The 12,610-nt window shown below is 57.0% G+C and carries 11 protein-coding genes and 2 pseudogenes; 5 read left to right on the top strand and 8 right to left on the bottom strand.

The features are described from left to right. Nucleotides 1-226 precede the first annotated feature (226 nt). Nucleotides 227-1,663 (bottom strand): NAD-dependent succinate-semialdehyde dehydrogenase, encoded by a 1,437-nt coding sequence (locus P3T21_RS34210; protein ID WP_429260317.1) that lies wholly within the window; start codon nt 1,661-1,663, stop codon nt 227-229. A gap of 488 nt (nt 1,664-2,151) precedes the next feature. Between P3T21_RS34210 and P3T21_RS34205 the strand changes: the two genes are divergently transcribed. Next, nucleotides 2,152-2,874, top strand: coding sequence for an SDR family oxidoreductase (locus tag P3T21_RS34205; RefSeq protein ID WP_429260316.1), 723 nt, complete (start codon nt 2,152-2,154; stop codon nt 2,872-2,874). A 224-nt stretch (nt 2,875-3,098) separates the two neighbouring features. Here P3T21_RS34205 and P3T21_RS34200 read toward each other — a convergent pair whose 3' ends face one another. From P3T21_RS34200 to P3T21_RS34175, 6 genes are all read right to left on the bottom strand, one after another. After that, nucleotides 3,099-3,785, bottom strand: coding sequence for an SDR family NAD(P)-dependent oxidoreductase (locus P3T21_RS34200; RefSeq protein ID WP_429260315.1), 687 nt, complete (start codon nt 3,783-3,785; stop codon nt 3,099-3,101). A gap of 168 nt (nt 3,786-3,953) precedes the next feature. Further along, nucleotides 3,954-5,354 carry a GntP family permease gene (locus tag P3T21_RS34195; protein WP_429260314.1) on the bottom strand — a complete coding sequence of 467 codons (1,401 nt, stop codon included), beginning with the start codon at nt 5,352-5,354 and terminating at the stop codon, nt 3,954-3,956. Between the two features lie 212 nt (nt 5,355-5,566). Beyond that, nucleotides 5,567-6,445 (bottom strand): 3-hydroxyisobutyrate dehydrogenase, encoded by an 879-nt coding sequence (gene mmsB / locus P3T21_RS34190; protein WP_429260313.1) that lies wholly within the window; start codon nt 6,443-6,445, stop codon nt 5,567-5,569. Between the two features lie 163 nt (nt 6,446-6,608). Next, nucleotides 6,609-7,388, bottom strand: a complete 780-nt coding sequence (locus P3T21_RS34185) for an enoyl-CoA hydratase (protein WP_429260312.1) — start codon at nt 7,386-7,388, stop codon at nt 6,609-6,611. A gap of 17 nt (nt 7,389-7,405) precedes the next feature. Continuing rightward, on the bottom strand, nt 7,406-8,632 hold the full coding sequence (locus P3T21_RS34180) for a CaiB/BaiF CoA transferase family protein (protein WP_429260311.1): 1,227 nt from the start codon (nt 8,630-8,632) through the stop codon (nt 7,406-7,408). Nucleotides 8,633-8,850: 218 nt separating this feature from the next. Next, nucleotides 8,851-9,780: a LysR substrate-binding domain-containing protein gene (locus P3T21_RS34175; RefSeq protein WP_429260310.1), complete on the bottom strand. Its 930-nt coding sequence runs from the start codon at nt 9,778-9,780 to the stop codon at nt 8,851-8,853. A gap of 203 nt (nt 9,781-9,983) precedes the next feature. Between P3T21_RS34175 and P3T21_RS34170 the strand changes: the two genes are divergently transcribed. Further along, nucleotides 9,984-10,469 carry a MaoC family dehydratase gene (locus P3T21_RS34170; protein ID WP_429260309.1) on the top strand — a complete coding sequence of 162 codons (486 nt, stop codon included), beginning with the start codon at nt 9,984-9,986 and terminating at the stop codon, nt 10,467-10,469. Between the two features lie 11 nt (nt 10,470-10,480). Beyond that, nucleotides 10,481-10,711, top strand: a pseudogene (locus tag P3T21_RS34165) (hypothetical protein); the annotation flags it as partial. On the opposite strand, the gene P3T21_RS34160 reads toward P3T21_RS34165, so the two are convergent. Next, a complete protein-coding gene (locus P3T21_RS34160; protein ID WP_429260308.1) occupies nt 10,621-10,875 on the bottom strand; it encodes a transposase in 255 nt (84 codons plus the stop codon). The pseudogene P3T21_RS34165 and the gene P3T21_RS34160 sit on opposite strands and share 91 nt — an antisense overlap. Before the next feature lie 40 nt (nt 10,876-10,915). Between P3T21_RS34160 and P3T21_RS34155 the strand changes: the two are divergent. Both P3T21_RS34155 and P3T21_RS34150 read left to right on the top strand, forming a co-directional pair. Beyond that, a pseudogene (locus tag P3T21_RS34155) lies at nt 10,916-11,253 on the top strand (transposase); the annotation flags it as partial. 857 nt (nt 11,254-12,110) lie between these two features. Then, a complete protein-coding gene (locus P3T21_RS34150; RefSeq protein ID WP_429260307.1) occupies nt 12,111-12,530 on the top strand; it encodes a nuclear transport factor 2 family protein in 420 nt (139 codons plus the stop codon). The last annotated feature ends 80 nt before the right edge of the window (nt 12,531-12,610 follow it).

Genomic DNA, 12,610 nt, shown 5'->3' with positions numbered 1-12,610 from the left:
CGCCCGAGGAGTGTGAGGTTGACCTTGCAGGTATGCCCTATTCTGCAATCTCAGAGCCCGGTCACGACGCGTAAATCGTTTCTGCGCCGTGCTCTATAGCGCTTGAATGGGATAGTATTTTTCCTTTGCGCTCGCCGCCAAGACTTTATAAGCTCATAGCCTCTGCTTTCGGGGCATAGCCAAACGGAACTCAGACACGACGGCCAACAAGTTGACAATAACCGCGTCACACATTCATGATCGAGACGGTCCTTGTGTTCAGGTATGCATCAAGCGCCTCGGGCCCGCCCTCTGTGCCGTAACCAGAATCCTTGACGCCCCCAAAAGGAAGCTCTGGCCAAGGCGCTGAAGTCTGGTTCACCCACAGCATTCCTACCTCAAGTCGCATCGAGAGCAGATGCGCGTTGCGCAGTGAACGGGTGAACGCATATCCGGCGAGACCGTACTCAAGACGATTGGCCTCCTTGATCGCCTCCTCCATCGTCTTGTAGCGGTGGACGACTGCCATCGGGCCGAACGGCTCCTCGTTGAAGACCTTTGACTGTAATGGAACATCGGTCAACACTGTTGGAGCCCAGAAGTTACCTTGCTCGCCAATGCGAACACCACCGGCCGCGACAGTCGCCCCATGCCGCACGGCGTCCCTTGTCAGTTCCGTCATTGCTTCAAGCCGTCGCACATTGGCCAACGGCCCCATCTGCACGCCCTCGACAGCGCCATTGCCAACTTTCAACTCGCGCGCGTGTTTCACCAGTCCCGCCGTAAACTCCTGGCTGACGCTTTCGTGTACCAGGAATCGTGTGGGGGATATACAAACCTGTCCACAGTTCCGAAACTTTGAGTTTCCTGCGATCCTGACTGCGAGTTCGACGTTGGCGTCCTCTGCAATAATAAACGGCGCATGCCCACCCAGTTCCATGGTGGTCCGCTTCATGTGTTTACCGGCCAGTGCCGCCAGCTGTTTCCCGACGGACGTCGCCCCGGTAAAGGATACTTTCTTGATCACCGGGTGCGGGATAAGGTAACTCGAGATCTCAGCGGGAATACCAAACACGAGGCCGATAACGCCGTCGGGTATTCCGGCGTCCACAAACGCCTGGATCAGAGCCGCCGGGCCTGCTGGCGTTTCCTCTGGCGCCTTGATGATGATTGAACAGCCAGTTGTAAGCGCTGCCGACAGCTTCCTAACCACCTGATTCACCGGGAAGTTCCAAGGCGTAAACGCTGCCACCGGCCCAACAGGATCTTTAACTACCAACTGCTGCGCCCTGATATCACGCGACGGAACAACTCGACCGTATGCGCGAAATCCTTCCTCCGCAAACCATTCGATGATTCCCGCAGCCAAAGTGACCTCAACCTTGGCTTCGGCAAGCGGCTTTCCCTGCTCCTGCGTAATCACGCTCGCGATCGCTTCTTGCCGCTCACGAAGCAGGCCAGCAGCGCTTCGCATGACCTTACTGCGCTCAAAGGCGGGCGTGTCCCGCCAGACCTCAAAACCCGTCTGTGCTGCGGCAAGCGCCCGGTCCAAGTCGGCAATACCTGCACATGCGACAATGCCAATCTCCCGACCCGTCGACGGGTCGACCACAGGCAAGGTACGGCCCTCTGCCGCGTCCTGCCATTTGCCGTTAATGAATAGCTGGGTGTCGGGATAGTCCATGTAGATCTTCCGTTTAGTAGGAGTCGGTGTAGGTTTCCGATCGGAGTCTGTGGCAGACTGAACGGACTCGCAAGGCGAAATGGCAAAGTTTCCCCAGGTTATAGCGAACATCGGGCCCGCAGCAATATCAACCCTGACACGGATGCCTCTCAGTGTTCGTTCAATCCGAATGCTGAGGACGCATTGAACTCAGCCTCAATCGACCAGTTAGCGAGATACCCTAAGTATAACTAAGTCACCTCTCGAGTGACCTTCCAATGTTTCTAAGCGAGCGTTTGGACTCCTCGAATGCTCTTGCACCGACAAAAGGAGGCTTTCAGCACGGCAACGATCTACCTTAGGGTGTCTTAACATTTCCCAAAACCTGGCTTCGAACAATTCGAATGGTCCCGGTAAGTCACCGGCACTTACACTGACGCGGGGTTCTTGATCGCCCCTTGACCGCATTTCGTTGTTTTCTCGTCGTTCCCACTGTTCTGGAGACACCCATGCCTCAACGTACATTTCTGGTCACAGGCGCAAGCAAAGGAATCGGTCGCGCCGTTTCGAACCAACTCGCGAAAGCAGGTCACACTGTCGTGGGACTGGCACGGCACGCCGATGACAGAAGTTTCCCAGGCCTCCTCGTCACTGCGGACCTCGCAAATGAGGGAGCGACTGAAGCCATCCTGAATGAGCTGCTTACTCGCTACGCCTTTGACGGCGTGGTCAACAACGTCGCCCGCGTCAACACGGACCGGCTCGGCCAAATCAATCTGGATCAACTGACGAGCAGCATCGCCTTTAACCTCCGTCCTGCCGTACAGTTGGTGCAGGCTCTCCTCCCCGGTATGCAGGCGAACGGATGGGGACGTGTCGTCAATATTTCGAGTCTGGTAATGCTCGGCGTACCTGGTCTGACCGCATACTCGGCCGCAAAAAGCGCCCTAACCAGCTTCACTCGAACGTGGGCATTGGAGCTCGCCGACGTCGGCATTACCGTCAACGCAGTGGCTCCCGGCCCGACCGAGACCGAGGGCTTCAGGACAAATAATCCGCCCGGCAGCGACAGTGAACGACTTTACCAATCAATTGTCCCGATGAAGCGGCTTGGCAAACCGGACGAAATAGGGGCAGCAGTTGCCTTCCTGCTCTCCGATGACGCGGGATTTATAACCGGGCAGACCTTGTTTGTTGACGGCGGTTCATCCGTCGGACGCTCTCTCGTCTGATAGTGCGCCGTCGTGAAAGGCCCGAGCGCTTTCGCGCGGCATCAACAAGTGCCCCGTCGCCGGTTACCCTGCGCAACATTCGCGGGGCCCAAAGGGGTCGCATAAGGCGCGAATGTTCGCAAGCAAGCCCCGCTTTGGGCTACACGATAGCCAATGATTTTAGGCCGGACTGGTTCGCCAGGGCGGCGACGCTCAGCCAGGCATTGTGCAAACCTTCTTGGAACTTACATCGTGCTGCCCGACGTCCACCCTCCGTCGAAGGAAAGAATCTGACCGTACGAAAAGTCGCTTTCCGGTCCAGCCAGGAAGAGAACGGACTGAGCCAGTTGCCGCCCGGATGCAAGCCGACCACCGGGACACTCCGCCAGGCGCACGCGAAATTCTTCAGTCTTGCGATATTCAAGTGGCCAGTACGTCAAATTATCGACGTAGGTCTGCGCCGTGGCGTTGATATGTACGTAGGGCGCGACTTCCATCGCAACGTTTCTCATGTACCCGAACTGCGCACCCCGCGCTGCGCCATATATGGACACTCCACCCTTTCGACCGCGTAGCGGAGTGGCGCTGCCGACGACGACGATTTTGCCCTGCTTGCGTGCAAGCATCTGCGGCAGAACTGCTCGGGTGAGCCGGTGCAGTGGATATACGATCCGTTGCATCGCCAGGTCCATCTCCTCGTCGGTCTTCTCGGTCGCAGGCGCATACTTGTGTGGATACGCTAGGTTTGCGATAAGGATATCGACATGCCCCACCTCGCGGATCAGGTTGTCCGCAGCGTCCAGCGGTGTCAGGTCGCGCGACTCCGCGAACACCTCCGCACCCTCTGCCTTGAAGAGTTCAACGATATCCGCGCCGTTGTACTCGTTGCAGTCCGTTACGATTACGCGCTTACCAACTAGCCGTCCAGTCATCTAAAGCCTCCTTTTTCAGTGCCCGATCCATCCGCCTGCTTTCGGCAAGATCATCGACACAACATGAAACCCGTAAGAGTCGAGAGAATTGTTTGCGGCGGGTGAACATCGTCTCCATTCAGCGCCGACGTCTTCGGTCGCGCTGTTGGCAAGCAAGCCCCCTTTGGGCTACACAATACCCGTCGCGTAGTACGCCGCGATCACAAAGAGCACAGCGAAAGTCTTGATAATCGTAATAGCGAAGATCTCGCGATATGACTGACGGTGCGTCAATCCGGTTACCGCAAGCAAAGTTATCACTGCGCCATTATGAGGAAGCGAGTCCATACCGCCGCTGGCCATGGCGACCACCCGATGCAGCACGTCCAGTGGAATGCGCGCGGCTGCGGCTTCCCTTATAAAGGTCTCAGACATCGAGGCCAGCGCGATGCTCATCCCGCCCGACGCAGAGCCTGTAATCCCTGCGAGGGCACTTACCGTTACGGCGGAATTAATCAGGGGGTTGGGGATACTTTTAAGCGCTTCTCCAACAATAACAAAACCGGGGAGCGCGGCGATCACACCCCCAAATCCGTATTCCGAGGCAGTGTTCATCGCTGCGAGCAGCGCGCCCGCGACAGCTGTCCGGGTACCGGCAGCAAAACGGGCTCGCACGCGCCCATAGGCGGTGAGCATAACGAACACGATGCCGACCAGTAACGCTCCCTCAACGGCCCAAGTGGCAGTGACCGTTTTGATTGAAACGGCAATGGGAGCGTGAATGCCTGGTAGCACATCAGGCGGCACCGAGAAGTTCGCTCCATAGAAGTATGGGAGGTACTTTGTCAGCGCAAAGTTGGAAACGCCCACAAGAATCAAAGGAGCAACAGCTAGAAAAGGGTTTGGGAGGCCGCTCGCCTCTACTCCTTCGGGTTCGTTCAGGAGAGATGTTCCGTACCCCTCGCCTGTCTCCATCACCTTGCGGCGGCGCCACTCGAGAAAAATCAGACCAACCACTGCGATAAACACCGCTCCGACGACCCCAAGCCACGGGGCGGCCCATCCGGTCGTCTTGAAAAACGTGCTTGGAATAATGTTCTGGATCTGCGGAGTCCCCGGGAGCGCGTCCATGGTAAATGTGAACGCTCCTAACGCGATAGGTCCGGGTAACAGACGCTTTGGAATCCCACTTTTGCGATACAGCTCCGCAGCGAACGGGTAAACGGCGAACACGACAACAAACAGTGACACTCCCCCATATGTCAGCAACGCGCACACGAAGACGATAACCAAGTTTACACGCGACTTGCCAATGTAGCGAACCGCCGCTGCCACTATCGACTCAGAAAACCCAGACAGCTCGATGACCTTCCCGAACACGGCACCGAGAAGAAAGACCGGAAAATACAGCTTCAGGAAACCGACCATTTTCTCCATGAAGATTCCGCTGAACACTGGCGCAACAGCAGACGGGTCCGCTAGCAACACAGCAAAAAGGGACGCAAGAGGCGCGAAAAGGATAACGCTATGGCCGCGATACGCGGCCAGCATTAGAAATGCCAATGCGGTCAACGCCACTACGAATGACATACTGTCTCCGACCTGAGTTATATATTGTCAGATTTAATGTATCCATCGTCTTACTTAGATCAAAAGCAGAGCAGAGCTGGAAGTTTCGAGAACGCACCAGCTAACCACGCCGCAGATCCCCTTCAAGCGACGTCCGGCCACGGCAATGCGAGCGAACAACCCGCATGCAACGCGTCTGCCAGCGCATCCGTGAAGGGCAGGTGAAGACCTACCTAATCAAACAGATGGATGACGGAGGAAAAGTCTTTCCCACCCCACCCTTGACTAACCGAACTCTGATATAACTCCTTCGCGACCAACCCGAGCACGAGAGTCTGTTTTACGTCTTGCGCAGCCTGAACCGCGAGGCAAATGTCTTTCAACAATGTTTCCGTGCTGCCTCCTCCGGCATATCCATTGGAGGACGGTGCATCAGGGACCACGCCCGGCCACGGATTGTTGGTATCAGAGCTCCACGAACGTCCGGACGAATTGTTGATTGCCGTAGCAAGGATCAATGGATCAACCCCGAGCTTCACACCGAGCGACATCGCTTCGCACGTGGCTATCATTGTGTTCGCGAGCAACAGATTGTTGCAGAGTTTGACAACCTGGCCGCTGCCCGGTCCGCCACAATGAACGACCTTCTTACCCATTTTCATCAGAAGCGGCTCAATATCGGCGAGCAGTGCGTCGTCAGCGCCCACCAAAAACGTCAGAGTGCCGGCGCCGGCACCCTTCGTCCCGCCAGACATGGGTGCATCGGCCATACGAACACCCGCTTCCGCAGCGCGAGCCCACATCTCGCGCGAAAACTGTGGAGATACCGTACTGCAATCCACGAGAAGTGTCCCCGGCCTTGCGCCAGCAAGAATACCCTCCTCAGAAAGATAAACGTCGGCCACGTGCTGGACTGAAGGCAGCGCAGTGACGACCGCGCCAGATTGGACAGCAACGGCCTTCGGTGAGTCAGCGGCACCCGCACCGGCGGCGACTGCTGACGCGACCGCCTCGACGTTGACGTCATAGACAGCAACCTCGACGCCCTGCTTCAACAGATTGGCCACCATCGGTGCGCCCATCTTTCCCAATCCGATAAATCCGATCTTCATGCGGACCTCCTCTTAAACCCGCTGGCGCAATCTATCGCCGCATGGTCCGCGGCCAATCAAAGGTGCCCTGTAACTGATGCGCTTTTGGACCGATGGGTCTGCAAACCAACGTCCGCACCTGCGCCTTGGGCCAGTCGCGCCCCGGGATCCAGTTGGACAGTGGTTATGTTCCGCGCTTTCGCGTCAGGAACTCGCTCATAAAATAATAAGGCTCCTCGCCTCGAAAGGCGTTACCGAACTCTTTGATGCTAACCTTCACTCCCTCGCTCAATGGAACGTCATCCCAAGTGTTAAGCAGCCTCTTTTGGGAGCGCATAACCTGGGGGCCGCACGCCAATAACGCGGCGAGGACACGCTCGACCTCGGCGTCGAGTTGCTGACTCTCGGCGATACCGTCGACAAGGCCCCACTCCAAGGCGCGGCTTGTGTCAATGAGGTTGGCTGTCAACATAAGCCACCGCGCCCGCCCACTGCCGATCAAACGTGGTAGAAGTGCGGCATGAATGACCGAGGGGATACCCATTCTTACCTCTGGCATCCCAAACTGCGCCGTACTCGCCGCTACCCGAATGTCACAAGCCGCAGCGACCTCTAACCCACCTCCGAGGCACCATCCCTGTATGCGCGCGATAACAGGCACTGGAAACACACGAATGGCCTCGCATAAGTCATGCAAGCCCAATATAAAGATTTCGGCGGTCTTGGGGTTCAGCGTGGCCATCTCCTTAACGTCGGCACCACCGATAAACGCCCGGTCTCCATCGCCCGTTAATACGAGCGCTCGAACGGACGAGTCTTGCCCGAGACGCTTCAATCCCTCGATCAGGGCTTTAGTCACAGAAGACGAAATCAGATTCAGCTTCCCGGAACGGGCAATTGTCAACGTTACGACGCCGCGCCCATCCTGCGCGACATCATAGTGATCATGCGATTCGCTTAACATGTACCGCGACCTCCCCATTAACGGCCCACGACCACGCCTTGAGTCTTCAATCGTGCGACGTTTTCGGGACTCATGCCCAGGCCTGCGAGCACGTCGTTTGTGTCCTCCCCCAACAGGGGCGGCGCCTTTGTTTCAGACATATCCGAGTGAGAAAGCGGGTTCCTCACCGTCGGAATTTTTCCAGCCAACGGATGAGTCAGGTCTTGACGGATCCTCTTGAATTTCGTTTGCGGGTCATGGAATACCTGATCCAGCGTATTGACCGGCCCCCAAGGCACTCCGTCTTTGTCCAGGAGATCTCGCCATACATCCATGGATCGCTCTAGGAGCAATCTGGATACTGCGCCACGCAACTCCGTGAGATTGGAGAGACGCTGCTCATTTGTCGCGAAGCGGGTGTCAGTCGCGAGCGACGGTTCTCCGGCCAGTTCACAGAACCGGACAAACTGTTGATCGTTACCGATCGCTAGAATCAGATGTTGTCCATCCTGACAAGCGAATATTTCATACGGAGCGAGGTTTGGATGAGCGTTACCTCGTCTAACGGGCACTTGGCCCGATACAAGGTAGTTCATGTTCTGGTTAGCGTTTAGAGCGACTGCGACATCTGACAGGGAAAGGTCAATGTATTGCCCCTTCCCGCTTATCTCTCTTTGAAATAAGGCCGCAAGAACCGCCGTCGTCCCGTACATGCCAGTGCTGAGGTCGATGATCGAGGCGCCAACACGTAAAGGACCGCCGCCGGGTTCGTCATCAGGGCGGCCGGTATAGCTCATGAGTCCGCCGTATCCCTGAAAAACATAGTCGTATCCCGGTCGCCCGGCCATCGGTCCCTCCTGGCCAAATCCCGTTATGGACATGTAAACGAGCCTGGGATTGTCCCCGCGCAATGACTCATAATCGAGGCCAAACTTGGCCAGAGATCCGGACTTGAAGTTCTCGACCAGTACATCCGCCTTGGCAGCGAGCTGCCTCACCAGCGCGGCCCCGTCTGCCTGGGAGATATCGATAGCGATTGACTGCTTTCCCCGATTGCAACTCAGGAAGTACGCGGAGAACCTGTCGTCGCTTCCGGGGATGTCGAGAAACGGTGGCCCCCATTTCCGCGTGTCGTCACCACCTTTTGGGCTTTCCACCTTGATGACATCTGCACCCAGGTCGGCCAGATTCTGGGTACACCATGGGCCGGCAAGAATTCTCGACAAGTCGAGTACGGACACTCCCTCCAACGCGCGATTTAGCATCGTCTCCTCTTTCCCAGGCAATTTTCAAATCCATGGGAGGAGTATATTCAGGCGACCTTGGCAGGGAATAGTCGAATGTTTTTAATGGACCCTTCGAAAGACTTGAACACTCAAACGCGCACGGCGTCTGCCACGCCAACGCCAACAGTGGCCCGGCGATCTGCGTGAGCGGCAAGACATCGTCCGGGACCACTTCGGTGGGCCAAGCCGCTCGGGAATCAAGTCAACCGACCTGTAGCCGACTCACTCGATGCTTCGGGTGTCACCTGTTCGTGCGAGATGCACTCAACAAACTCTTGAACGAACGGAGGAAGGCCTTTGAAGCTGACGGCAACCACTCGCTGGTTCCTCAGCGCCCAAGGTTCTGCCAGCGGCACACCCACGATGCGGCCGGCCATCAGGGCCGGAACTGCGATGCTACGCGGCACTATCGAAACCCCAACGTTCTCTTCCACCAACTGCAACACGATAGGGAAACTTTGAACATTGACTCTGACATTAAGTCTGCGGCCTAGCTTTCCCGCGATTTGTGATAGAAAAATAAAATTGCTGCTTTTACGACCTAGTCCAACGAACTCTGCCTCCAACGTTTCAAGGAAACTGATCTCCCGTAAAGCGCCGAGCGGATGTTCCATCGCCGTGACAAATATCAGTTCATCCTGCGCATAGGGAATGGCCTCAAGTTGCTGGATGTCAACCTCACCTGCCAACAAGCCAATGTCGGCCACACGGTCGGCTACAGCCTGAACGATGTCCGCACTCAGGCGCTCCTCAAGCTCGACGTCGATATTTGGGTGAGCGACGAGGAAGCGACTGAGCGGCTCTGTCAGCCTGGCGAGGCAGCTGCTGTTGGCGACGACGCGAATCTGACCTTTCACACCATTTGCGAAGCGCGCGAGATCGCCGTGCATGAACTGAATCGCGGACAAAACATTTCGCACGTGCCCCAACAACGCCTCACCCGCCCGAGTCAACGCCATGCCCTTTGGTCCACGGACGAAAAGCGCCGCACCAACCGCTTGCTCCAGATTCTTCAGCCTATAGCTGGCCGACGGAGCCGACAAATGGAAGTTCAGTGCCCCCGTTGACAGGCTCCCCGCCTCGGCGACAGCCAGAAACAGTCGAAGATCAGTTAGCTCGTATCTCATCTTTGTCTCCAGCCATGTATTGGATCGCGAGCTGTTCCAGAAATCCGAAGCCAGTGTTCGCAACATTCAACTGTAACACCTCGGCCCGGTACCTATACTCAAACATAGGGCGGCTCGTGCTGAACTGAATGGGTTTGGCGTCGGGCCATTTCGATATGGATCCGCCCTGCGAGTCCCCAAAACATCCCGATGAGCTGCAATTCATGAACGCAATCGCAGAGTCGCCGTACCTCTCCCACCAAATGTGCGCGCAACGATACTTCGAAGACTTTTCCGTCGGAGAACGATTCGTCCTTCCCTCACGGACGATGACGGACGCCCTGTTCGCAGCGTTTCAGCTGGCAAGCGGCGACAACCATCCTGTTCACTACGACGTCGAATACTGTCGCGCGCACGGCATGCCGGGGCTTTTGGCCCACGGGTTTCAGATTGCAATCCAAACCGCCGCCGGCGCTGGACTGTTTCCCCACATGGTCCAAGACTCTTTAAAGGCGTTTATCGAGCAGAGCAGCCGCTTCCTCAGGCCTGTCTTTGCGGGCGACACGTTGTACGTGTCGATGGAGGTTGTGGGATTATCCCCTGGACGCACCACCGGCGTCCTGACTCTGGGTTCCTCGGTTGTGAATCAGCGAGGGGAGCAGGTGATGGAGGGAACACAGAAGTACCTTCTTCGCAAGCGTTCCGCCTAAATCTGTTCACGCGTGGCATCCGCCTGCCTGAACGCACGCAGGCTTTCCTCTCGAGCTTCGGCCCGATCCGCCAGCATTTTGCGCTCAAGCGACACATCCTACGTGCCTCGCTCTATCGCAAACAGGTCGCCGAGCGCTTTGCCGCGTGGCATCACTTTACCGAACTGGCCTCCTTCAGCTGCTGGTTCTCACGACGTAACCGCGTTAGCTCCTGTCGTTCGGCCGTGGTCAGTCCGTCATGACGCACACCGACGTCACGATCGGCCTGCGCGACCCAGTTGATGATCGTCTGTGCGGTCGGTTCGAACTCGCGCGCGAGCTCCTCAGGCGTACGTCCGGATTTCACCAGTTCGACTATCTGGGCCCGGAAGTCCGCCGGGTATACGATGTCTGCCCATTTCGACACCACCTTCTCATCAAAAGAATAGGTGTCCGTTCTCGCGGGTCAACTTCACGCGATCGGACACAAGGGCGCCTGGGTGCTGGTCAAGGAAGTGTTTGGCTGACGACGTTTCGCCAACCGGCGCGAGCTGGCCGGCTGTCTGGGGGTCACGCCGACGCCCTACGACAGTGGTGGCAGCCAGATCGAGCAAGGCATCAGCAAGGCGGGCAACAAGCGCGCACGATGCTGGTCGAGCTGGCCTGGCGCAGGCTGACCCTGCAGCCCGAAAGCCTCTTGACCCGGTGGTTTAACCAGCGCTTTGCGGGCAGCGGCAAGCGCATGCGACGGGTCGGCATCGTGGCGTTGGCGCGGCGCCTGGCCATCGCACTGTGGCGCTACTAGAAGTTCGTTCGGGCACTGGCTCGAACGCTCGTTACACCCCGACCTCGGATCACGATGGGAACGGCCATGTCGTGCCAAGGTTTCACCTGCTCAACACAACATACAGGTGCCGCCATGATGTCCAAGCCCTTCACGTGATCAAAATGGGTTGACAAACAAGTCCCCATAGAAGCGGTCATTCGCGTGTGCGGGTCGTCTCGAAGAACGACCATTGTCTTGGGTACGCAGTTCATTTCTTAGATGAAGAATGCGAAACGCTCCCGGTCGTTTTCGCCGTCAAACCTGTTAGCCGTAACATCAGTGTTGGCTTGAGTAAGCGAGAGCCGCGTTCGACGAAGGCTCTGCCCACGTCACTCAGCGCAGCGCCGCGCGCATAGTGGCTAAACGGTTCGCCCGGGAGCCCGTCCTTCGAGTCTACGAGTCTCCGAACTCAACCATGGTCGCGGCACGCAAACGTCATCTCGCCGCCACCTCCTTCCTCTCTCGGCGATTGCGGTGAACCAGCAGACGGTGCGCCAATCCCATGACCATGCAATATTGTCGCTTCGACCAGGTCATGCCTCGAAAGCATGTGGTCCAGCTTATTGAGTATTTTCCCGTTGTTCAATACTCACCTAACCTGCCTCGTATTGATTGGAGAAGCGGGTGAACGGTCCCGATCTCGCCGTTGGCGGTCGATTCCTACTGATGGAAAGGTCATCGTCACCGGGCAAGTTATCAGCGCCGACGAGTCCGCAATCCAATCGATCTAGACGCGCCTCACTCATCGTGCAAACGCATGCCGAGTGCTGACGAGTTGCTCGTTGACGCCTTTGTCAGAAGGCGTCGCTACCGGAAACAAACAGGGAAACACTTTTATGATCCTCAAAACCACCAGCGAACAGAGTCGGTCCGTCGTAGATGCCTACTACCAGGCAGGCGTACAGGGTCGTCTGACTGATTTCGCCGCTTACCTGCATCCTGACTTCTCAACCACAGCGCCGAGCTATCTGCCTTGGGGCGGCGTGCACGAAGGCGCTGCGTTCTTCCGCGACGAGGTACTTCCTAACTTGCCGGACGTCCTCGATTTCAGCAGGTTTAGCTATGACGTGCTCTTCGCTGAGCACGAAAAAGTGATCGCGCTTGTGAACTTCGGCCTCACGGACAGCGATGCGACGATCAAAATCTCAGAGCACTGGACAGTCGAGGGCGACAAAGCCACATCCATTTGGGTAGCCTACTTCGAACCTCAGGCATTGCTGGACAAGCTAGGTGTTGTCCACGGGCTGCGCAGCTAAACCACGCACCTGATACTGGCGGACGGCATGGGCGAGGAGATTTCACCCACGGAGTGCTCGGAGCCTTGTAATGCGATTTG

The sequence above is a fragment of the Paraburkholderia sp. GAS334 genome, assembly GCF_050436625.1.
Lineage (GTDB): Bacteria > Pseudomonadota > Gammaproteobacteria > Burkholderiales > Burkholderiaceae > Paraburkholderia.
This window is presented reverse-complemented; position numbering and strand designations above follow the sequence as displayed.

Bases quoted from the DNA above. Each gene is read 5' to 3' on its own strand.
- P3T21_RS34150 (WP_429260307.1), top strand. From the start codon at position 12,111: ATGATCCTCAAAACCACCAGCGAACAGAGTCGGTCCGTCGTAGATGCC.
- mmsB (WP_429260313.1), bottom strand. From the start codon at position 6,445: ATGAAGATCGGATTTATCGGATTGGGAAAGATGGGCGCACCGATGGTG.
- P3T21_RS34200 (WP_429260315.1), bottom strand. From the start codon at position 3,785: ATGACTGGACGGCTAGTTGGTAAGCGCGTAATCGTAACGGACTGCAAC.
- P3T21_RS34170 (WP_429260309.1), top strand. From the start codon at position 9,984: ATGAACGCAATCGCAGAGTCGCCGTACCTCTCCCACCAAATGTGCGCG.
- P3T21_RS34195 (WP_429260314.1), bottom strand. From the start codon at position 5,354: ATGTCATTCGTAGTGGCGTTGACCGCATTGGCATTTCTAATGCTGGCC.
- P3T21_RS34185 (WP_429260312.1), bottom strand. From the start codon at position 7,388: ATGTTAAGCGAATCGCATGATCACTATGATGTCGCGCAGGATGGGCGC.
- P3T21_RS34210 (WP_429260317.1), bottom strand. From the start codon at position 1,663: ATGGACTATCCCGACACCCAGCTATTCATTAACGGCAAATGGCAGGAC.
- P3T21_RS34175 (WP_429260310.1), bottom strand. From the start codon at position 9,780: ATGAGATACGAGCTAACTGATCTTCGACTGTTTCTGGCTGTCGCCGAG.
- P3T21_RS34205 (WP_429260316.1), top strand. From the start codon at position 2,152: ATGCCTCAACGTACATTTCTGGTCACAGGCGCAAGCAAAGGAATCGGT.
- P3T21_RS34180 (WP_429260311.1), bottom strand. From the start codon at position 8,632: ATGCTAAATCGCGCGTTGGAGGGAGTGTCCGTACTCGACTTGTCGAGA.